The 22,297-nt window shown below is 57.7% G+C and carries 17 protein-coding genes; 11 read left to right on the top strand and 6 right to left on the bottom strand.

All coding sequences use genetic code 11. The features are described from left to right. Nucleotides 1-40: 40 nt before the first annotated feature. Both ACMWJS_RS04910 and ACMWJS_RS04905 read right to left on the bottom strand, forming a co-directional pair. Nucleotides 41-790, bottom strand: a complete 750-nt coding sequence (locus ACMWJS_RS04910) for a 5'-nucleotidase, lipoprotein e(P4) family (protein ID WP_414746917.1) — start codon at nt 788-790, stop codon at nt 41-43. A 99-nt stretch (nt 791-889) separates the two neighbouring features. After that, complete coding sequence (locus tag ACMWJS_RS04905; protein WP_045910584.1) at nt 890-1,417, bottom strand: GNAT family N-acetyltransferase; 528 nt, start codon at nt 1,415-1,417, stop codon at nt 890-892. A 132-nt stretch (nt 1,418-1,549) separates the two neighbouring features. Between ACMWJS_RS04905 and treZ the strand changes: the two genes are divergently transcribed. Genes treZ through glgX form a run of 3 tightly spaced genes read left to right on the top strand, consistent with a single transcriptional unit; the run spans nt 1,550 to nt 7,893 of the window. Next, nucleotides 1,550-3,337: a malto-oligosyltrehalose trehalohydrolase gene (treZ, locus tag ACMWJS_RS04900; RefSeq protein WP_414746715.1), complete on the top strand. Its 1,788-nt coding sequence runs from the start codon at nt 1,550-1,552 to the stop codon at nt 3,335-3,337. Continuing rightward, the gene (gene treY / locus ACMWJS_RS04895; protein WP_414746714.1) at nt 3,334-5,802 is read left to right on the top strand and encodes a malto-oligosyltrehalose synthase; all 2,469 of its coding nucleotides are present in this window, start codon (nt 3,334-3,336) and stop codon (nt 5,800-5,802) included. The genes treZ and treY overlap by 4 nt, the downstream gene beginning before the upstream one ends. A 15-nt stretch (nt 5,803-5,817) precedes the next feature. Continuing rightward, on the top strand, nt 5,818-7,893 hold the full coding sequence (gene glgX / locus ACMWJS_RS04890; RefSeq protein WP_414746713.1) for a glycogen debranching protein GlgX: 2,076 nt from the start codon (nt 5,818-5,820) through the stop codon (nt 7,891-7,893). On the opposite strand, the gene ACMWJS_RS04885 is transcribed toward glgX, so the two are convergent. After that, on the bottom strand, nt 7,894-8,439 hold the full coding sequence (locus tag ACMWJS_RS04885) for a winged helix DNA-binding protein (protein WP_024908533.1): 546 nt from the start codon (nt 8,437-8,439) through the stop codon (nt 7,894-7,896). It abuts the gene before it with no gap. Nucleotides 8,440-8,639: 200 nt separating this feature from the next. On the opposite strand from ACMWJS_RS04885, the gene ACMWJS_RS04880 reads away from it, so the two are divergent. From ACMWJS_RS04880 to ACMWJS_RS04870, 3 genes are read left to right on the top strand one after another with little or no spacing between them, the layout of a single operon-like run. Continuing rightward, entirely contained in the window at nt 8,640-9,362 is a 723-nt protein-coding gene (locus ACMWJS_RS04880) for a DUF969 domain-containing protein (protein ID WP_008501655.1), read from the top strand. After that, the gene (locus ACMWJS_RS04875; RefSeq protein ID WP_414746712.1) at nt 9,359-10,345 is read left to right on the top strand and encodes a DUF979 domain-containing protein; all 987 of its coding nucleotides are present in this window, start codon (nt 9,359-9,361) and stop codon (nt 10,343-10,345) included. Before ACMWJS_RS04880 ends, ACMWJS_RS04875 begins: the two co-directional genes overlap by 4 nt. 9 nt (nt 10,346-10,354) lie before the next feature. Next, nucleotides 10,355-11,350 carry a DUF2891 domain-containing protein gene (locus ACMWJS_RS04870; protein WP_414746711.1) on the top strand — a complete coding sequence of 332 codons (996 nt, stop codon included), beginning with the start codon at nt 10,355-10,357 and terminating at the stop codon, nt 11,348-11,350. Between the two features lie 46 nt (nt 11,351-11,396). Here ACMWJS_RS04870 and ACMWJS_RS04865 read toward each other — a convergent pair whose 3' ends face one another. Continuing rightward, complete coding sequence (locus ACMWJS_RS04865) at nt 11,397-12,812, bottom strand: MFS transporter (RefSeq protein ID WP_414746710.1); 1,416 nt, start codon at nt 12,810-12,812, stop codon at nt 11,397-11,399. Nucleotides 12,813-12,929: 117 nt separating this feature from the next. Between ACMWJS_RS04865 and ACMWJS_RS04860 the strand changes: the two genes are divergently transcribed. Further along, nucleotides 12,930-13,835, top strand: coding sequence for a LysR family transcriptional regulator (locus ACMWJS_RS04860; protein WP_063621652.1), 906 nt, complete (start codon nt 12,930-12,932; stop codon nt 13,833-13,835). 3 nt (nt 13,836-13,838) lie between these two features. Here ACMWJS_RS04860 and ACMWJS_RS04855 read toward each other — a convergent pair whose 3' ends face one another. Further along, on the bottom strand, nt 13,839-15,293 hold the full coding sequence (locus ACMWJS_RS04855) for a Cu(+)/Ag(+) sensor histidine kinase (protein WP_048223253.1): 1,455 nt from the start codon (nt 15,291-15,293) through the stop codon (nt 13,839-13,841). Further along, a complete protein-coding gene (locus tag ACMWJS_RS04850) occupies nt 15,283-15,966 on the bottom strand; it encodes a copper/silver response regulator transcription factor (protein WP_414746709.1) in 684 nt (227 codons plus the stop codon). The genes ACMWJS_RS04855 and ACMWJS_RS04850 overlap by 11 nt, the downstream gene beginning before the upstream one ends. A gap of 162 nt (nt 15,967-16,128) precedes the next feature. Between ACMWJS_RS04850 and ACMWJS_RS04845 the strand changes: the two genes are divergently transcribed. Genes ACMWJS_RS04845 through silA form a run of 4 tightly spaced genes read left to right on the top strand, consistent with a single transcriptional unit; the run spans nt 16,129 to nt 22,293 of the window. After that, nucleotides 16,129-17,514, top strand: a complete 1,386-nt coding sequence (locus tag ACMWJS_RS04845) for an efflux transporter outer membrane subunit (protein ID WP_414746708.1) — start codon at nt 16,129-16,131, stop codon at nt 17,512-17,514. 24 nt (nt 17,515-17,538) lie between these two features. Then, complete coding sequence (gene cusF / locus ACMWJS_RS04840; protein ID WP_414746707.1) at nt 17,539-17,880, top strand: cation efflux system protein CusF; 342 nt, start codon at nt 17,539-17,541, stop codon at nt 17,878-17,880. An 11-nt stretch (nt 17,881-17,891) separates the two neighbouring features. After that, nucleotides 17,892-19,142: an efflux RND transporter periplasmic adaptor subunit gene (locus ACMWJS_RS04835; protein WP_414746706.1), complete on the top strand. Its 1,251-nt coding sequence runs from the start codon at nt 17,892-17,894 to the stop codon at nt 19,140-19,142. A 10-nt stretch (nt 19,143-19,152) separates the two neighbouring features. Beyond that, nucleotides 19,153-22,293, top strand: a complete 3,141-nt coding sequence (gene silA / locus ACMWJS_RS04830) for a Cu(+)/Ag(+) efflux RND transporter permease subunit SilA (RefSeq protein WP_414746705.1) — start codon at nt 19,153-19,155, stop codon at nt 22,291-22,293. The last annotated feature ends 4 nt before the right edge of the window (nt 22,294-22,297 follow it).

The following is a 22,297-nucleotide window of genomic DNA, read 5'->3' as shown; positions in this document are numbered from 1 at the left end:
GCCGGGAAGGCGCGCGATACCTTTCCCGGCCTGCAAAACCTTATTTTTTCAGCGGTGCGTTCCAGCTATCGAGCGTGGCTTTGGACCAGGCGCCATAAGCGGCATTAGGCAGCACAATCCAGTCGTTGCCGAAGTGTTCGGCGCTGGCTTCAACCAGCTCACGCTGCTGCTCGCTCGGCTTTTTGTTTTTAAACTGCACGGCGAAGTCCGGCAGGCTGTCTCCGAACAGCATCACGATCTGCTGCTTTTTGAGGATGCTCTGGCGGCGCTCTTCCTTGCTGACCGTATCCAGCAGCACGCTTTCGTCAGACACCTGCGGCAGGCCGAGAGCGTTTAACGTTTTCAGCGTGTCGGCTTTATTTTCCTGCATACGATCCGAGACATAGTAGATCCGGACCTTGCTCTGATTCACGTGGTCAAGAAACGCTTTCGCACCCGGGATTAAGCCGGGTTTTCCCTGCTTCTCCCAGTCGCTCCAGGTGTCCCATTGTGTATAGTCGTGACACTGCTCCGCGTCGCGCACCAGCAGAGGGGTGTTATCCAGCACCGTTTCGTCGAGGTCCATCACCACGGCGTAGTTTTCGGGCGTTTTCAGATCCTTTAACTTTTCGTTGAAACGCTCGGTGGCAAACCGATAGGTTTGCAGCTGAAGGGCCATAATCTCTGCCGATTTCTGCTGATAGCGCAGCGCCATTTCGTACGCTTTCGGTTCACACAGGTTGCGCCCGGCAGCCGTCGCGGTTGCCGCTGCACTCATAACAGGTAATGCCAGCAGTAATGCCTTAGCCATTGAATTCACGCTTTTTTCCTCAACACCCTGGTTAAAATCCCGAAAGCGTAATGAAATTCAGTGACAGAAATATGACCGCGATGTGGCAATGTGTTTCCGCTAGACCAGCATGTAATACCAGAACAGGGCGACCTCGTCTTTTTCCGGCAAGGCGTTGTAGAGATAACGGTCGTACCCGCCCAGGGTGAATCCGTAGTGACGGTAAAACAGGCAGGCGGAGACGTTCACATTTTGTGTTTCAAGCCGTAATCCGGGCGCGTTTACGCTGCGGGCCCAGACGTGGGCGGCGGCCATTAATTTTTGCGCGGCACCGGTTCTGCGTCTGGTGCGATCAACGGCAATATAATCCACTGAAATAAACTTATTCCAGCCGATCGACGCGGTAATAAATCCGGCTAATTCACCGTCATCCGTTTCCGCCACAAGAAATATGGCGTCCGGATTAACGCAATGGTTTTCAAGCGTTTGAATGTCAAGTTCGTAGGTTTTTATCCACGGCTCGGCGACGGCTTCAATATGCAAATCACAATGGATAAAGGGCTCTCGCGCAATGTGGCTAATGGTGAAAGAAAAGTCACAACATTCAAGACGGACGAGGTCCGTATTTAATCCTTTTCGAATCTGCATAGTATTCCCGATAGTGAGTTATTTCATAAAGAATAGACGAAGCGGTTAAATCCGCTGAGCTCACGCACTTTTAATCCTGAACTAAGCTTGTACTTCGTTCCGCGTAAAATGTGGGTCATTCGAGGACAATGAATGGAATTCAGGACATTTCAAAAGCAGTGGGGTGCTGAGTTTATTTCCGATGACGTTGTACGTTTTCGCGTCTGGGCAGAAGGACAGAAAGAACTTACGCTACGTCTTGCCGCCACCGATGTGCCGATGACGGCAACAGGCGGCGGCTGGTTCCAGGCAGACGTCCCTGGCGTCACGCACGGTGCAGAATATCAGTTTGTTCTTCAGGACGGCATGGCGGTGCCCGATCCCGCCTCGCGGGCGCAAAAGGGCGACGTTAACGGACCCTCGGTGGTGATCGATCCCCGACGTTACCAGCCGGTCAACCGCGACTGGGCAGGGCGGCCGTGGGAAGAGACGATCATTTACGAATTGCACATCGGCACCTTTACCCCGGAGGGCACCTTCCGGGCGGCCATCGACAAGCTGCCGTATCTGGCAGAACTCGGGATTACCCAGCTTGAAGTGATGCCCGTCTCTCAGTTTGGCGGTTCCCGCGGCTGGGGGTACGACGGCGTGCTGCTGTATGCCCCTCACTCTGCCTACGGTACGCCGGAGGATTTCCACGCGTTTATTGATGCCGCGCACGGGCTGGGGCTTTCCGTGGTGCTGGATATCGTGCTTAACCACTTCGGTCCGGAGGGGAACTATCTGCCTTTGCTGTCGCCCGCGTTTTTCGATGCTCAGCGGATGACGCCGTGGGGCAACGGCATCGCCTACGAGCGCGAGCCGGTGAGACAGTACATGACCGACGCGCCGCTCTTCTGGCTGACGGAATACCGCCTGGATGGCCTGCGGTTTGATGCCATCGACCAGATTAAAGACGGCTCGGACACGCATATTCTCGAGGAGATTGCCGCAAAAATTCGCGAGGCCATTCCGCACCGTCACGTTCACCTGACCACGGAAGACAGCCGCAACGTGATTTTCCTGCATCCGCGCGATGAACAGGGCAACGCGCCGTTGTTTACCGGCGAGTGGAACGATGACTTCCACAACGCCGCCCACGTATTTGCCACCGGTGAGACGCACGCCTACTACCAGGATTTTGCCTTTGAGCCGGAGAAAAAGTTCGCCCGGGCGCTGGCGGAAGGGTTTGTCTACCAGGGCGAAGTGTCTCTGCAAACCGGAGAATCTCGCGGGGTGGAGTGCCGCACGCAGCCGCCGCAGTTCTTCGTCGATTTTATTCAAAACCACGATCAGACCGGCAATCGCGCCCAGGGCGAGCGGCTTATCTCCCTCGCGGGTGCCGACAAGACGCGGGTGCTGCTTGCCGCGCTGCTGCTCTCCCCGCATATCCCGCTGCTGTTTATGGGCGAGGAGTTTGGGGAAACGCATCCGTTCCTGTTCTTCACCGACTTTCACGGCGAACTGGCAAAGGCAGTGCGGGAAGGGCGCGCGAAAGAGTTTACTGGCCATGCCGGGCACGATGAAACCGTCCCGGACCCGAACGACGTGAACACGTTTATCCGCTCAAAGCTCGACTGGCATAAAGTCGCCACCGACGAGGGCAAGACATGGCTGCGCTATACGCGCCATCTGTTGACGCTGCGCCATCGCTATATCGTTCCGCTTCTGCATCCGGGCGGCGCCGTTGAGGGGCATGTGCTCAAGACCGCGCCCGGCATGGTGGCGGTGTGCTGGCGCTTTCCGTCGGGGACGCTCTCACTGGCGCTTAATATCGGCATTAAGCCCGTCGCGCTGCCTGCTATGGCGGGGGAGACGCGTTTTGCCTCGCCGGAGGTCACTGACGTTTTACCCCCGAACGGTATTGTCGTTCGCTTTGCTGATGGAGAAGCATCGTTATGATCCCTTCCGCCACGTACCGAATTCAGTTCCGTAACGGCATGACCTTCGACCGCGTTGTAGCGCTGGTGCCGTATATGAAGGACCTCGGCATCAGCCACCTTTACGCGTCGCCCGTATTCACTGCCACGACGGGGTCTACCCACGGCTATGACGTGACCAACCCGAATGAAATCGACCCCGCCATCGGCGGGCGAGACGGATTTGACCGCATGACCGCCGCGCTTAAGCAGGCCGGTATGGGGTTGATTATGGACATTGTCCCGAACCACATGTCCACCTCGCTGGAAAACGCATGGTGGCGGGACGTGATTGAATATGGCCAGCAGAGCCGCTATTTCCGCTACTTCGATATCGACGGGTCGCGACCGCTAACGCTGCCGTTTCTTGGCGACACCTTTGAGGCGGAGCTGGAGAAGGGAGCTATCACGTTAAAACGTGACCCTGTCACGAAAAAGGCCGCGCTGGTCTATTACGACGCCGAGTATCCGCTCAACCCCGACACGTACAGCGAGGAGAAGAGCATTGCCGAGCTGCACAACGCGCAAAGCTGGCGGCTGATGTCCTGGCGGGAGGCGCCAAAGCAGCTCTCGTGGCGGCGCTTCTTTGAGATCACCGGGCTGGTCGGCGTTCGGGTTGAAGATGATGCAGTCTTCGACGACACGCACCGGCTGATCCTTGAGCTGGTCCACGCGGGCGTGGTGGATGGTCTGCGCATTGACCATGTCGACGGCCTGGCGGATCCGCTGGGCTATCTGCAGCGCCTGCGGCAGGCCACCGGGCCCGACTGCTACATTACGGTCGAAAAGATTCTCGCCAAAGGGGAACAGCTCCCCGCTGACTGGCCGGTATCCGGTACCACCGGCTACGAGTTTATCGCCTCGCTGGCGGAAGTGCTGGTCGACGACGATAGCCTGGGACGTCTTGAGAAAATCCATGACGAGACGCTGGGCATCACGGTCGATCGCCACGCGGAACTGCGCGATGCCAAAGGCCTGATGGCCGATCGTAATTTTGAGGGTGAATTCACTACGCTGCTAAACCTTGCTGAGGATCTGGCACGCCGCAATGAGGTTGCGCTGCCACGCGAGGAAATCCGCCACGCGCTGCGCGAACTGCTTATTGCGTTTCCGGTCTACCGCACCTATGGCACTCGCGAGGGGTTAACCCCGCCGGACGTGGCGCTGCTTAACCGCGTAGTTGCCAGCGTGGAGACGTCGGAAGCCGCGCTCAGCCTGATCGTGCGCATTCTTACCGGCGACCTGCCGGAAGATTGCCGCGAGAGCGCCGCGCTGTTCAGGACCCGCTTCCAGCAGCTAACCGGGCCGCTGATGGCGAAGTCCGTTGAAGACACGCTGTTCTTTCGCCACAACCTCGAGCTTGCGCTCAATGAAGTCGGTGCTGACCCGACCCCGCGCGCGTTTTCCTTATCCCGCTTCCACCAGGAGATGCGCATTCGTCTGGCCCGTCAGCCCGACGCGCTGCTGGGCACCTCCACGCACGATACCAAGCGCGGGGAAGATGCCCGGGCGCGCCTTTACACCCTGACGGAAGCCCCGGAACGCTGGGGGGAAAATCTGGCCCGCTGGCGGCAGATGAACCAGACCCAGGTGCGTTTTCTCAATGACGGTACCGCGCCGAACGCCGCCGATACGTGGATGATCTACCAGGCGCTGGCGGGCGTCTGGCCTGCCACGCTGACATCGGACGACGCTGACGGGCTGGCATCACTGGAAGAACGTTTTCTCGGCTTCCTCGAAAAAGCGCTGCGCGAGGCGAAACAGCGCACCGACTGGATTGACAGCAACGAGAGCTATGAGAGCGTGGTGATGAGCTACGCGCGGCACCTGCTTTCACCGGACAACAGCCTGTTCCTGCACGATTTCAGCGAGGCGATGCAGCCCTTTATCCGCGCCGGGCTGATGAACAGCCTTAGCCAGACGGTGATCAAGCTGACGGCGCCCGGCGTGCCGGATATCTATCAGGGCAGCGAGGCGCTTAACTTCAGCCTTGTCGACCCGGATAACCGACGCGAGCCGGACTTTCCGGCCCTGGTGCAGAGCCTCAGCGCGGCGGATGCCGGGGTGTTTGACAACCCGGCATGCTGGCGGGACGGCAGGGTGAAGCAGTTTGTTACCGCCACGCTGCTGCGGCTTCGACCGCACTACGACGCGCTTTTCCGCTACGGCGACTGGCTGCCGCTTAAGGTCAGCGGCGAGCGCGAGGAGAACCTGATTGTCTATGCGCGCGTTAAGGACGACGAGGCGCTGATTGTCGCCGTGCCGCGTCTGGTTTTTGACGTCACCGATAATCATCAGCTGTGGGTCAATACCACGGTCGCGTTACCCGACGAACTGGCCGGGAAGCGCTATCGGGATCTGTTCAGCGGCGAAAGCCGCATGCTGCAAGAAACGTTGGCGTTAACGCCAGAAAAGGGATGTGTACTGGTTCTGCTTACCTGCGAATAATCGTGGAGAACGAAAATGGCAAAGGATACAACGTTTGAAATCCGGGCCGGTCATGGCCAGCAGTTGGGGGCGAATTATGACGGGAAGGGCGTTAACTTCGCGCTGTTCTCCGCTCACGCTGAACGGGTGGAGCTCTGTCTGTTTGACCCGTCCGGGAAAACGGAAATCGCCCGGCTGGAGATGCCGGAGTATACCCATGAGGTCTGGCACGGCTATGTGCCCGACCTGAAGCCGGGGGCACTGTATGGCTATCGCGTCTACGGCCCCTACGACCCGGAAAACGGTCATCGCTTTAACCCGCATAAGCTGCTTATCGACCCCTACGCCCGCGAACTGGTGGGTGACATCGACTGGAACGATGCCCATTTCGGCTATGAGCTGGGGCATGACGAGCTGGATTTGAGCTTTGACACGCGGGACAGCGCGCCGTTTACGCCGAAAGGCAGGGTCATCGACCCGAACGCCTTTGACTGGCAGGACAACAGCCGGCCGAACGTGCCCTGGCCGCATACCGTTGTCTATGAGAGCCACGTGAAAGGCTTTACCCAGATGAACCCGGCCATACCGCCCGAGCTACGCGGCACGTTTGAAGGCATGGGGCATAAAGCCTCGGTCGATTATATCAAAAGCCTGGGCATTACCTCGGTGGAGCTGCTGCCGGTTCACTGGTTCCCGGATGACCAGCACCTGCTCGACCGCGGCCTGAAGAACTTCTGGGGCTATAACACGCTGGGCTTTTTTGCTCCGGCGTCGCGCTACTACGGCCCGGCAGGGATCCAGGGCTTTCGCGATATGGTGCGCGCCTATCATGACGCGGGCATCGAGGTGATTCTGGACGTGGTGTACAACCACACGGCGGAAGGGAACGAGCTTGGCCCGACGCTCTCGTTTAAGGGGATTGATAACTACAGCTATTACCGCACGCTCCCGGACCAGCACCGGTACTACATCAACGACACCGGGACGGGAAATACGGTCAACACCTCGCATCCGCGCGTGCTGCAGATGGTGATGGATTCCCTGCGCTACTGGGCGGAATCGATGCACATTGACGGTTTTCGTTTCGACCTCGGGACGATCCTGGGCCGCGAGCCCGAAGGGTTTGACCCGCGCGGCGGTTTTTTTGACGCCATGACTCAGGATCCGGTCTTATCCCGACTGAAGCTGATTGGTGAACCCTGGGATATCGGTCCCGGCGGCTATCAGGTGGGCGGATTCCCGCCAGGCTGGGGGGAGTGGAACGACAAATACCGCGACACCGTTCGCGAGTACTGGAAGGGGGACAACGTCTCCACGGACTTTGCCGCGCGGCTTCTCGGTTCCGGCGATCTGTACGATCTGCGCGGACGCCGTCCGTGGGCCAGCGTCAATTTCATCACCGCCCATGACGGCTTTACGCTGAATGACCTGGTGTCGTACAACGAAAAGCACAACGCCGACAACGGTGAGGACAATAACGACGGGCATAACGATAACCGCTCGTACAACTACGGCGAGGAAGGGCCAACCGAGAATCCGGATATTATTGCTACCCGCGAACGGCAGAAACGTAATTTCCTGACCACGCTGCTGTTCTCCCACGGCACGCCGATGCTGCTGGCGGGGGATGAGTTTGGCCGTACGCAGAAGGGGAATAACAATGGATACTGCCAGGACAGTGAGATCTCGTGGATCGACTGGAAGGGGCTGTCCGAAAACGATACTGCGCTGCGCGAGTTTACCCGTCGTCTCATTGCCCTTCGCGCGCAACAGCCGCTGCTGCGCCGTGAAAGCTGGCGCGACGGGCTGGAGATCCGCTGGTTCAATGCCGGAGGCGGTCCACAGCAGGCCGAGCAGTGGGATGAAGGCTCGACGCTTGGGGTCTCCATCAGCAGGCCGGATCTGCGGCAGGAGGACGGTATCTGGCACGACGTGCTGATGCTGTTCAACCCGTTTGAAGGCACCGTGCCGTTCCAGATCCCGCAATTTGGCGAAGGGGGATGGGTGCTGGAGCTGTCTACGGCGGATGACGCTGCCACCGGGACAGCGATCACCGAAACCGTTGAGTACGAACTGGCCGGGCGCAGCATTACGCTGTTCCGCCGTCCTTAGTTACAGTGACGCCGCCGCCCTTGCGGCGGTGTCATACAGGGAGGAGATCGTGCGTAACAGCTGCGCGGTCTCGCCAATCGACTTCCCGGCAATGCCGCTTTCCGCGTGGATCGCAATCAGACACGCTTCCCGCACGTCCCGGTATTTCATGCACAGCGCTTTCCCTTCCTCCGTGGTAGAGAAAAAAAGCTCTTTACCCGCTTTCTCGCTCGTCACGTAGCCTGCTTTGACCAGTTTTTTCAGGGCATAGGTCACCACGTGGGTGTCTTCTACGTTGAGGACGAAGCAGATATCGGCCAGCTTTTTCTTGCGGTCGCGGTGGTTGACGTGATGCAGCAGCGAAACGTCAAAGGCGCCCATATCGGGCTCGCCGGCAGCCGTCATGCAGCGCACCATCCATTTGTTGAACGCGTTGCTGGTCATGATCAGCGCATATTCCAGCTCTGATAACTCCGCGCAGCGCTCGGATACCAGGTGGCGGGAAGAGACGATCCGGCCATCGTTGATATCGTCGCGATCGGGTGAAGCACTCTTTTCTGAGGTCATAACGTTCCTTAGCCAGAAATGTAAACTCATCGATAAAATAAGAACATTTTATTGATAATTTGTTTACATGTTTTTGAGGTTCAGATATAGCTTTTTAGCGCAGGTTTTGCGAAGCCTGCCAACAAAACACAACATCGCTCGCCGCAAATTAAAAAAATAGCCGTCGGCGCGCAACGCTCACTTTCGATAGGGTAAACGTTATGGACGGTACTACGCTGTTACCGCTGATCGGGATACCGATCGTGGTTATTGGTTTTGCACTGCGCTTCAACCCGCTGCTGGTGGTCGTGGTGGCGGGGCTGGCGACGGGTCTGCTGGTCGGGATGGATTTCGGCATGCTGCTGGAAACCTTTGGCGAGAAGTTCGTCAATAGCCGATCGCTGGCCACCTTCATCCTGATCCTGCCGGTGATTGGTCTGCTGGAATATTACGGGCTAAAAGAGCGCGCCCAGGCCTGGGTGGCGAAGATCGCCAGCGCCACCTCAGCGCGTATTCTGATGCTCTATTTTGTCGCCCGTGAAGGTACCGCCGCGCTGGGCCTGATGTCGCTGGGCGGTCACGCGCAGACGGTGCGCCCGCTACTGGCACCGATGGCCGAAGGGGCGGCGCTGAACGAATATGGCGAGCTGCCGCAGCACATTCGCGACAAAATCAAAGCCCATGCCGCCGCGTGTGACAACATCGCGGTTTTCTTTGGGGAAGATATCTTTATTGCCTTTGGGGCGGTGCTGCTGATCGACGCGTTCCTGAAAGAGAATGGTATTCAGGGCATTGAACCGCTGCATATCGGCCTGTGGGCCATTCCCACCGCCATTGCGGCATTGATTATTCATATGACGCGCCTGCTGCGCCTCGATGCAAGTATCCGTCGCGACGTGATGGCCTGGCGTGCAGAGCAGGGTACGCAGGAGGCCGCGCAATGATGACGCTTATCACCATTAACCGCGTGTACTACCTGATTGGCTTTGTGGTGATGCTGCTGGTTGTGATGACCCTGCGCGATCGCGCCAATCCGAAGCGCTTTACCACCGCGCTGTTCTGGTTCTTGTTTGGCGGGATCTTCCTGTTTGGCGATCTGATGGTTCAGGAACTCGGCAAATCGCTGGCGTACCGGATTATCGGCGGCGGGGTTATCGCCATCGCGCTGCTGGCGGGGTTTGGCCTCGTCGGGAAAGGGCACTATAAAATGTCCACCGAGGAGGAGCGCGTCACGTCGTCAAACCGGCTTAAAAACTGGCTGTTCCTGCCGGCACTAATGATCCCAGTGGTGACGGTGCTGGGCACGTTATTCCTGAAGGGCGTTTCGGTCGGCGGCGTGTTTCTGCTCGATCAGAAGCAGCTCACCCTGGCGGCGCTGTGCGTGGCCTGCGTCGCGGCGATACTTACCGGCTGGTGGCTGACCAAAGGCACGCCGCTGCATGCCGTTCGTCAGTCCCGTCGTCTTGTCGATACCATCGGCTGGGCGGTGATCCTGCCGCAGATGCTGGCCATGCTCGGCGGTGTGTTCGTGGTGGCCAACACGGGCGACTCGGTACAGAAGGTGGTGAGCCTGTTTGTGAACCCGGACAGCCGCTTTATGCTGGTGGTGATTTACTGCGTGGGTATGGCGCTGTTTACCATGATTATGGGTAATGCCTTTGCGGCCTTCCCGGTGTTAAGTGCCGGTATCGCCTTGCCGTTTCTGATCAACGTGCATCACGGTAACCCTGCGCCGCTGCTGGCGATTGGCATGTATGCAGGCTACTGCGGCACGCTGATGACGCCGATGGCCGCGAACTTCAATATCGTTCCCGCCGCGCTGCTGGAGCTGAAAGACAAATATCAGGTGATCAAGATCCAGATCCCGACCGCGTTAACCCTGCTGGTGGTGAACGTGTTCTTAATGTATTTCCTCGTGTTTCGCTAAGGAGCTGTCATGGAATTAACGCAACATCAGGCTGACGCGTTTGCCCGCATGCCTTTGACCTATTTGCGCCAGGAATACCCGAACCACATCATGCACCTGCTGAATGATGATGGCGACGTGCTGCCGCCTCGCGAACTGCACCCGATTTTCTACGGCTGTTTTGACTGGCATTCGGCGGTGCACGGCTACTGGCTGCTGCTGCGCTGCGTGCGACTCTATCCAGAATTACCGTGCCGGGACGCGATCGTCGCGCTTTTTGACGAGCACATGACCGAAGAGAACGTGGCGAAGGAGTTGGCCTATTTTACCGCGCCGTTCCGCGCCTCGTTTGAGCGACCGTATGGCTACGGCTGGCTGCTGGCGCTGGCCCAGGAGCTGAAACAGTCGTCGCTGCCGCAGGCCGCAGGCTGGTACCAGACGCTGGCGCCGCTCACCCAGGATATTCGCAACCGGCTGGTGGATTACCTCGGTAAGCTCACCTATCCGATCCGCGTCGGGACGCACTACAACACCGCGTTTGCCCTCGCGCTGGCGCTCGATTACGGTCGCGCAGTCGGAGACAAGGCGCTTGAACAGGCGATTGTGGCAGCGGCGGAGCGGTTTTATCTCGCCGACACGCACTATCCGGCTCATTATGAGCCCGGCGGAGACGAGTATATTTCCGGCGCGCTGACGGAGGCGCTGCTGATGAGCAAGGTGTCTGAAGACTTCCCGGCCTGGTTTGACGCGTTTCTGCCGGAGGTGGGCGCCGTTACGGCACTGATGAACCCGGCGGAAGTGAGCGATCGTACCGACCCGAAAATTGCCCATCTGGACGGATTAAACCTCAGCCGCGCGTGGTGTATGAAGCACATTGCGAAAGCGCTTCCTGCCAGCCACCCGACGCAACCGGCATTGCGCGAGGCGGTGACGAAACATCTTGCCGCCAGCGTCGGGCATGTGGTCGGCAGCCACTATAGCGGCGGGCACTGGCTGGCGAGCTTTGCCCTGCTGGCGCTGGAGTAAACAAACGCGCCGTTTTTCTTGCCGGGTGGCGCTGCGCTTACCCGGCCTACATTGTGCAACGCTTGCCTGTAGACCGCGCAGGGCGCAGCCTGCTCAGGCTAAATACCACCGAACCCGTCGAGGCGATGACGGCTAGCCACAGTGCAACCTGGATAGCATGTTGATGGTCCCATCCTGCCGCTGCTCCCAGCAGCACCCCCACCACGGCGGCGCCGAGACACTGGCCGAATGTCCTCACAATCGACAACACGCCGGAAGCATAGCTGGCATATTCCCGCGCGACGTTAGCGAGCATTTCCCGGTTATTGGGGCTCTGGAAGCAGCCAAATCCAATACCGCATACCAGACTGCGCAGACAGATATTCCACACGGAAGGATTCTCCGGCAACGTGGCCAGCAGGACCAACCCACCGACAAAGACGATAAGCCCGAGGGTCGAGATCAGCGGCGCGGAGATCGTATCCGCCCAGCGACCCGCGTGCGGCGCGATCAGCACGATGCCAATCGGCCACGGGGTAAACAGCAGCGCCGACACCACCGGGCTGTAGCCATACACGCTCTGAAACAGGAACGGCAGCGCGACAAACGTGATCCCCTGGCTCACAAACGAGGCCAGCGAGGTCAGCGCGGCGAGAGTGAAACGCCCGTTTTTGAACATCACCGGCGGCAGTAAAGGATGTTGCGCGCGCCGGATACGCCAGGTAAAGGCGAAGGCGCTGACCAGCGCCAGAACGCCCCAGCAGACGGCCTGCCGGTTAATGTGTTGCGTCACGTGCTGAAGGCTGTCGGCCATCATGATCGCGGAACCTAACAGGACGGCGGAGAGCACGGCGCCCGGCGCGTCAAAGGGAGTGCGGTCAACGGCCGATTCCCGCGGCAAGGCCCGCCATGCCAGCAGCAGGGCGATGCTGCCCGGAATAAGGTTAATGGCGAACAGCCATTGCCAGCTCAGGGCGTCCAGTATTGTTCCGCCGAGTACCGGGGCAATCGCCGTGCTGGAGGCGATAAGCAGGGCGTGCAGCCCCAGAATACGGCCCAGCAGTCGGCCCGGAAAAACGGACCGCAGGATCGCCGGAGCAATACTCAGGGTCGCCGCCCCGCCGATGCCCTGCAGAATTCGCATCCCGGTTAACATTTCCGGCGTTGTTGCCAGCGCGCAGCCCAGCGAGGTGAGCGTAAAGGTGGCAAGCCCGGCCAGAAAGATTGGGCGATAGCCCACGCGGGCCGCCAGCGCCGCGAAGATGGCCAACATCATCGCCGCTGACAGCAGATAACCGTTGGCGAACCAGACCGCAACGTTCGCGGGGACCTGCATCGCGCTTGCCATGGAGGGGAGCGCGATGTTGATCATGGTACCGTCAAAAACGCCCATCAGCGTGGTGGTCATAACGGCGGCCATCACCCTGGCGCGTTCATGTCCGGGTAAACCTTCATCGCCGGGCTGGTTTGAAAAGAGCGTCATCGTCGTTACTCCGAAAAAGAATCGTGATGACGAAACTATAATCATGCGGTATACAGGGCGGAAGACGCAGCATTTGCACTTAATCATTGCACGTAACGCCATATCTGAGGAGCCATCGTGTCCGATCCTGATTTTAACCTTCTGGTTGCGCTCGACGTTTTGCTGGCAGAAGCCAGCGTAGCCGGCGCGGCGCGACGTTTGAACCTGAGCACCTCCGCCATGAGCCGCACCCTGAGCCGGCTGCGGGAGGTGACCGGCGATCCGATCCTGGTGCGGGCCGGTCGTCACATGGTGCTGACGCCCTGGGCCGAAGCCACCCGGGACCGCGCCAGAAGCGCCGTGCACGAGGCGAGGGCGGTGCTGCAGCCCTCCACCGACGCGCTGAAGGTGGAAAGCCTCGAACGGCTGTTCACCATCCGGGCCAACGACGGTTTTGTGGTGGCGTTTGGGCCTCTGCTTATTGCTGCGGTGGCGAGCGTCGCGCCCGGGGTGTGCATCCGCTTCTCACCGAAACCGGAAAAAACGTCGCGCTACTTGCGGGAGGGACTTGTCGATCTGGAGATTGGCGTGCAGGGCAACATGGGGCCTGAAATACGGCTGCAAAGGCTTTTCCAGGATCGGTTTGTTGGCACGGTGCGCAAGGGGCATCCGCTGTCAGAGCAGCCGGAGGTCAGCCTGAGTGACTATGTCGCCTGGGGGCATGTGGTGGCCTCGCCGGACGGATCGCTGCACGGGTTTGTCGATGAGGCGCTGGCGGAGCGCGGGATGAAGCGCAAGGTCGCCAGCGTGGTGCCCGGCTTTCCGACGGCGTTATCCGTGGCGCTGGCCTCCGATCTGATTGCCATGGTGCCAGCGTTATATCTGCTCAATCAGGCGATGACCGAGCGCGTGCACGTCTTTGAACTGCCCTTTAAGACCCGCACTATTACGGTATCCCAGATGTGGCATCCGCGCATGGAACGGGACCCGGCGCATCGCTGGCTCAGGGAAAAGGTCCTTGAAGTGTGCCGCGCGGTTTGCTGACGCTCAGAGCACTTTCCCCGGCACGGTGAGGATGAAGCGCGTCGACACCGCATCCGATTCCACGCGGACTTTTCCGTGGTGTGCGGTGACGATGGACTTCACGATGGCAAGCCCAATGCCGCTGCCTTCGCCTTTACGCTGCCTGGACGGATCGACGCGATAAAAACGGTCAAACAGCTTCGGCAGATGCGCCGGCGGGATCGGCGTACCGGGGTTTTCTGTCACCAGCTCAACGTCGTTATCCTGTTTTCGCAGTGAGACCGTCACCGTTTTGCCCGCTGGCGTATAGCGCAGGGCGTTAGATAACAAATTATTGATGGCCCTTCTGAACATCTGCGGATCGCCTTCTATCAGGCAGGGCATCCCGTTGAATGTCAGCGCGATGTGGCGTTCTTCCGCCCAGGCTTCGAAGAAATCAAACACCTTCATGACTTCGGCGCTTAAATCAAACATCACCCGATCCGGGATGAGCTGATTATTATCGGCCTGTGCCAGGAACAGCATGTCGCTGACCATGCGGGTCATCCGGTTGTACTCTTCCAGGCTGGAGTACAACACATCCTCCAGCTCCTTCGGAGAACGGTTCTGACTCAGCGCGATTTCGGTTTGCGTCACCAGGTTGGTGATAGGGGTTCTGATTTCGTGCGCGATATCGGCGGAAAAGTTAGCCTGACGGGTAAAGACATCTTCAATCTTTTCGATCATCTGGTTGAAGGAGATGACCAGTTGTTCCAGTTCAACGGGGACGCGGGACGGCTCCAGTCGTGCATCCAGGTTTTCGGAGGTGATGTTTTTAATGGCGTTGCTGACGTTACGCAGGGGCAAATGTCCCTGACGCACCGCGATGCGGATGACAAGAATAATCAGCAGGCTGATAACCGCGGCAATCGCCAGAAGGTTTTTTTTCAGCGCCTCAAGATAGTGGAGATGAAAATTAATGGAGAGCCCGATCAGCATGACGTAGTCCTGGGTTTTGCCCTGCAGCGTCGCCGTGCCTGAGGAGGCGATAATCCGGTACGTTTCCATTTTCATGTCGGACCCGGCATGCATGGGGTTGGCCGGGTCTTCTACCGTCCAGAGAAACACATCCTGTGCACGACGGTGTTCGCTAAAGTCCGCCGTCTTCATTGCCGGGCGCAACGCTGCCCCTTGCGTCGAGCTGAACAGGGTATTGCCCTGCGGATCCAGAAGCAGGACGGCCACGTTGCGGTAACTGGCGATCGACTCTTTGATCTTACTGATTTTCTTTTGGTCGGGATCGGCCGGTGAGTGCAGTATGCGGTGCATCGCGGTGCTGATCTGCTGAAGGTCGCTGATATCCTGCTCGGCAAAGTGCTTCTCAACGGAGTGCAGCATGAACCAGGTAAAGGCGAAGAAGGCCAGTATGGTGGAGAGGCTGATAAAAAAGGTCAGCCGCAGCGCAAGAGAGAACGGGCGTCGGAGGGGCTTAACGCGCATCCGGCACCTCCAGCATATAGCCCACGCCGCGCACCGTCTGGATCAGCTTCGGTTCAAAGTCATTATCGATCTTTGCGCGCAGCCGCTTTACCGCCACATCAATCGCGTTCGTGTCGCTGTCAAAGTTCATGTCCCATACCTGGGAGGCAATCAGGGAGCGGGGCAGCACTTCCCCCTGATGGCGCATGAAAAACTCCAGCAGGCTGAACTCCTTGCTGGTGAGCATAATCCGACTACCGGCCCGGCTGACCTTTCTCGACACGAGATCAACCGTCAGGTCAGCCACCTGAAGCTGGCTTTCAGCGATCACCGTATTTCCGCGTCTTAACAGCGTCCTTACCCGGGCGAGCAGCTCGGCAAAGGCGAATGGCTTGATCAGATAATCATCTGCGCCCAGCTCAAGCCCTTTTACCCGGTGTTCAATCGTACCGAGAGCCGTCAGAAGCAGTATGGGCATCCCTTTGCCGGCAGAGCGGAGCATGTGGACAATATCCCAGCCGTTCACATCGGGCAGCATGATGTCGAGAATCAGCAGATCGTATTCAGCGGTCATGGCGAGATGGTAGCCGTTCAGGCCGTTATCAGCGTGGTCCACGACAAACCCCGCTTCAGTGAGTCCCTTGCTGAGGTACTCACCGGTTTTCATTTCGTCTTCAACGATCAGTATTTTCATCTTGCTCCCCTGACTGGCTGCTGATGACATTCTATGGCGCCCGCCACCGTTCACAATGACTTACGTTAAAAATGACAACATTGTCATTATCCCGTCACCCGTCAAACAGGAAGCGTTCAGTAGAGTAGCCCTAAAAATACTCTGGACTTCATTTGAACCGTTATGTTCCTGATAAAACGACTTAGCATCAGTACGGTATTTATCCTGGCAGGCTGCGTCTCGCTGGCCCCCAACTATCAGCGCCCGGCGTCACCGGTCCCCCAGCAGTTTTCGCTTTCGCGTAACGGCCTGACGCCCGCGGTGGCGGGGTATCAGGACACCGGCTGGCGCACCTTTTTTGTCGACCCGCAGGTAGCCGGGTTGATTACGGAAGCCCTGAACAATAATCGCGATATAAAAATGGCCGTCCTGAAGGTTGAAGAGGCGCGGGCGCAGTTCAACGTGACGGAGGCGGACCGTTATCCGCAGCTGAACGGATCCGCGGGTATCACGTACAGCGGTGGACTGAAAAGTGACAAACCGACTTCTCAACAGTACGACGCGGGTCTTGCGCTCAGTTACGAACTCGACTTTTTCGGCAGGCTGAAGAACATGAGTGAGGCTGATCGACAGAACTATTATGCCCAGGAAGAGGCCCGTCGCGCCGTGCATATCCTGCTCGTCTCTAACGTGTCGCAGAGCTATTTCAACCAGCAGTTGGCGTATAAACAGCTGCGTATCGCGCGGGAAACGCTGGAAAATTACCGGCAGTCTTATGCATTCGTTGAGCAACAGCTGGTGACGGGCAGCACGAACGTACTCGCGCTGGAGCAGGCCCGGGGACAGATCGAAAGCACGCAGGCAGAGATTGCCAAACGTGAGGGGGAGCTGGCGCAGGCCAATCATGCCCTGCAGCTGCTCCTCGGGACGTACCGTGCGCTGCCGGGCGACAGTGGAATGAACGCCAGCGATATTGCGCCGGTAAAACTCCCGCCTCATCTTTCTTCAGAAATACTGTTGCAGCGCCCGGATATTATGGAGGCGGAGTATCAGCTTAACGCGGCCGATGCGAATATCGGCGCCGCGCGTGCCGCCTTTTTCCCGTCGATTTCCCTGACCAGCGGGCTTTCCACAGGCAGCACGGAATTATCCAGCCTGTTCACCGCGGGCAGCGGGATGTGGAATTTTATCCCTAAAATCGATATTCCCATTTTTAATGCGGGCAGGAATAAGTCTAACCTGAAGCTGGCTGAAATTCGTCAGCAGCAGTCGGTCGTGAATTACGAACAAAAAATACAGGCCGCCTTCAAACAGGTCGCCGATGCGCTCGCGCTGCGGGACAGCATTAACCAGCAAATTGACGCACAGCGTCGTTATCTTGATTCGCTCCAGATTACGCTCCAGCGTGCCAGAGGATTATATGCCAGTGGTGCGGTCAGTTATATCAACGTGCTGGACGCGGAACGTTCTCTTTTCTCCACCCGCCAGACCCTTCTCGACCTTATTTATGCCCGACAGGTTAATGAAATAACGCTCTTCACCGCCCTGGGCGGCGGTTGGGTCGAATAACTGTACTTAAAGAGGAAACTAAAAATGCGTAATTCACTTAAAGCCGTGATATTCGGTGCGATCGCCGTGACGTTTTCTGCCGGACTTCAGGCTGAGGTTCATCAGCACGAGGCGATGAGCGCCGCCCGTGAAGGGGCCGCTGAGCAGGTTATTACCGGGACCGGTATCGTGAAAGACATTGATCTCACGAATAAAAAAGTCACGATTTCTCATGAGGCCATCCCGGCGATTGGCTGGCCCGCGATGACCATGCGTTTCACCTTTATTGAGGCCGATGAGAGCATCAACGCCTTAAAGGTCGGCAGTCACGTTGATTTTTCATTTGTTCAGCAGGGCAATATCTCTTTACTAAAGAGCATTAAATAGCGAGAAACGGCATGGCCTCATTAAATATAAAATACGCTGCCATGATAGTCAGCAGCCTTATTGCCGGAGGGCTGATATCCGTGACGGCATGGCAGACACTTTATTCATCTGAAAAAACAGCAAATAGCGTTGCGGAAAGAAAGGTCCTTTTCTGGTATGACCCGATGAAGCCTGACGTGAAATTCGACAAGCCCGGTAAATCACCGTTTATGGATATGGATCTGGTCCCGAAATATGCGGACGAAAATGAGGATAAAAGCAGCACCGGAATACGTATCGATCCGACGCAGGTCCAGAATTTAGGATTAAAAACGCAAAAAGTGACGCGCGGAACGCTGAATTATGCCCAGACGATCCCGGCCAACGTCAGCTATAACGACTATCAGTTTGTCATTGTGCAGGCGCGTGCGGATGGGTTCGTTGAGAAAGTCTACCCGCTGACGATCGGCGATAAGGTGAAGAAAGGCACGCCGCTGATTGATATTACCATTCCTGACTGGGTCGAAGCGCAGAGCGAGTTCCTGCTGCTCTCCGGCACCGGTGGAACGCCCACGCAGATTAAAGGGGTTCTGGAACGGCTTAGGCTGGCGGGTATGCCGGATGAGGATATTCAGCGGCTGCGTGCGACCCGCACTATCCAGACCCAGTTTACCATCAGGGCGCCCATCGACGGGGTGATCACGGCATTTGACCTGCGCACCGGGATGAATATTTCGAAAGATAAGGTCGTGGCGCAAATTCAGGGAATGGATCCGGTCTGGATCGGCGCGGCGGTCCCAGAATCGATTGCGTATCTGCTGAAAGATACCTCGCAGTTTGCTGTTTCGGTACCGGCCTGGCCGGATAAATCCTTCCCGGTTGAAAAGTGGAGTCTTCTGCCGAGCGTGGATCAAACCACCCGTACGCTGCAGGTGCGCCTGCAGGTCTCCAACAAGGATGAGCTGCTGAAACCGGGCATGAATGCCTACCTGAAGCTGAATACCCAAAGTCGGGAAATGCTGCTGATTCCGTCTCAGGCCGTTATCGATACCGGCAAAGAGCAGCGCGTTATTACCGTTGACGCTAACGGGAATTTTGTACCGAAAAGGATCCACGTTCTGCATGAATCTCAGCAGCAGTCCGGCATTGGTAGCGGGCTGGAAGAGGGGGAGTCAGTCGTCGTCAGCGGTCTGTTCCTGATTGACTCGGAGGCCAATATTACCGGTGCGCTGGAGCGCATGCGCCACGCTGAACTCCCTGACGACGCCCATTCTGGCCATTAAGGAGACAATGATGATTGAATGGATTATCCGGCGGTCAGTTGCTAATCGTTTCCTGGTTATGATGGGGGCGCTGTTTCTCAGCGTCTGGGGAACATGGACCATCATCAATACGCCGGTCGATGCCTTGCCCGATCTGTCTGACGTTCAGGTGATTATCAAAACCAGCTATCCCGGCCAGGCCCCGCAGATTGTTGAAAACCAGGTGACCTATCCACTCACCACCACCATGCTGTCGGTTCCCGGCGCGAAGACCGTGCGCGGCTTTTCGCAATTTGGTGATTCGTATGTCTATGTCATTTTTGAAGATGGCACCGATTTGTACTGGGCCCGTTCGCGCGTGCTGGAGTACCTGAACCAGGTTCAGGGCAAACTCCCTGCTGGCGTGAGTTCCGAGATCGGCCCGGATGCCACCGGCGTGGGCTGGATATTTGAATATGCGCTGGTGGATCGCAGCGGAAAACACGATCTCGCCGAGCTGCGCTCATTGCAGGACTGGTTCCTGAAGTTTGAGCTGAAAACGATCCCGAACGTGGCCGAGGTGGCCTCCGTCGGCGGCGTGGTGAAGCAGTATCAGATTCAGGTTGACCCGTTAAAGCTGGCACAGTATGGCGTCAGCCTGCCGGAGGTTAAGCAGGCCCTTGAGTCGTCTAATCAGGAAGCAGGGGGATCGTCCGTAGAAATCGCGGAAGCGGAATATATGGTTCGGGCCAGCGGCTATCTGCAGACCATCGATGATTTCAATCACATCGTCCTGAAAACCGGCGAGAACGGCGTACCGATCTATCTGCGTGACGTTGCCCGCGTACAAACAGGGCCGGAAATGCGCCGCGGTATTGCCGAGCTGAACGGGCAGGGGGAAGTGGCGGGCGGCGTGGTGATCCTGCGTTCGGGTAAAAACGCGCGCGAGGTCATCACGGCGGTGAAAGATAAGCTGGAGACGCTGAAGGCCAGCCTGCCGGAAGGCGTTGAGATTGTGACCACCTACGATCGCAGCCAGCTCATCGACCGGGCCATTGATAACCTGAGCGGCAAGCTTCTCGAAGAGTTTATCGTGGTGGCCATCGTCTGTGCACTGTTCCTCTGGCATATTCGCTCGGCGCTGGTGGCGATTATCTCTCTGCCGCTTGGCCTGTGTATTGCCTTCATCGTCATGCATTTCCAGGGGCTGAACGCCAATATTATGTCGCTCGGAGGTATTGCCATTGCCGTCGGTGCAATGGTGGATGCCGCCATCGTGATGATTGAAAATGCGCATAAACGGCTGGAAGAGTGGGATCACCAGCATCCGGGGGAACAGATTGACAACGCCACCCGCTGGAAGGTGATCACTAATGCCTCCGTTGAAGTGGGGCCAGCCCTGTTTATCAGCCTGCTGATCATCACCTTGTCGTTCATTCCCATCTTTACCCTCGAGGGTCAGGAAGGGCGGCTGTTTGGTCCACTGGCCTTCACGAAAACGTACGCCATGGCGGGCGCGGCCTCGTTGGCCATCATCGTGATCCCCATTCTGATGGGATTCTGGATCCGGGGTAAAATCCCTGCCGAGACCCGTAACCCGCTGAACAGACTGTTGATTAACGCCTATCATCCGCTTCTGATTCGGGTGCTCCACTGGCCTAAAACAACCCTGCTGGTTGCGGCATTATCCATCTTCACGGTGATCTGGCCCCTGAGCCAGGTGGGTGGCGAGTTTTTACCGAAGATCAACGAAGGCGATCTGCTGTATATGCCCTCGACATTGCCAAGCGTGTCTCCGGCAGAAGCGGCGGCGCTCCTGCAGACTACGGACAAACTCATCAAAACCGTGCCTGAGGTAGCGTCGGTGTTCGGTAAAACCGGTAAAGCCGAAACGGCCACGGATTCCGCGCCGCTCGAAATGGTCGAAACCACCATTCAGCTTAAGCCTGAGGATCAGTGGCGACCCGGCATGACGATTGACAAGATCGTTGACGAGCTCGATAAGACCGTTCGTTTGCCTGGCCTGGCGAATCTCTGGGTTCCGCCCATCCGCAACCGCATCGATATGCTTTCAACCGGGATTAAAAGCCCCATAGGTATCAAGGTGTCAGGTACCGTTCTGGCTGATATCGACGCCACGGCGCAGCGCATAGAGGCAGTCGCCAAAACGGTGCCGGGCGTGGTGTCTGCCCTTGCTGAACGTCTGGAAGGCGGGCGCTACATCGATGTTGATATCAACCGGGAGAAAGCCTCCCGCTATGGAATGACGGTGGGCGACGTGCAGCTGTTCGTCTCCTCGGCCATCGGCGGCGCGACGGTGGGGGAAACGGTGGAAGGCGTGGCCCGCTACCCGATTAATGTTCGTTATCCTCAGGACTACCGGAACAGCCCGAACGCGTTGAGGCAGATGCCGATCCTGACGCCGATGAAACAGCAGATCACGCTGGGTGATGTGGCGGATATCAACGTGGTTTCCGGCCCCACGATGCTAAAAACGGAGAATGCCCGACCTGCAAGCTGGATTTATATCGATGCCCGCGGCAGGGATATGGTGTCCGTAGTGAACGACATTAAAACGGCCATCAGTCAGAACGTGAAGCTGAGGCCGGGTACCAGCGTGTCATTCTCCGGACAGTTTGAACTGCTTGAACACGCCAACAAGAAACTGAAGCTGATGGTGCCGATGACGGTGATGATCATTTTCATTCTGCTCTATCTGGCGTTCCGTCGCGTGGATGAAGCGTTGCTGATCCTGATGAGCCTGCCGTTCGCGCTGGTCGGCGGGATATGGTTCCTCTACTGGCAGGGTTTTCATATGTCAGTTGCAACCGGCACCGGGTTTATCGCCCTGGCCGGGGTGGCGGCAGAATTTGGGGTGGTCATGCTGATGTATTTGCGTCATGCCGTTGAAGCACATCCGGCGTTGTCCCGCCAGGAAACATTCACTGAACGAGGGCTTGATGAGGCGCTTTATCATGGTGCCGTGTTGCGCGTGCGGCCAAAGGCAATGACCGTCGCGGTGATCATCGCGGGTCTGCTGCCCATTCTCTGGGGGACCGGCGCAGGGTCAGAAGTCATGAGCCGGATAGCGGCGCCCATGATCGGCGGGATGATTACGGCACCGCTGCTATCGCTGTTTATTATTCCTGCGGCGTATAAGTTAATTTGGTTGCGCAGACATAAAAAGCCATAAAAAA

It is taken from the genome of Enterobacter sp. HK-058-C-ECC, assembly GCF_047531125.1.
Classification (GTDB): Bacteria; Pseudomonadota; Gammaproteobacteria; order Enterobacterales; family Enterobacteriaceae; genus Enterobacter; species Enterobacter quasiroggenkampii.
Note: the sequence above shows the minus strand (reverse complement) of the source record. Positions and strands in the feature narration are given on the sequence as shown.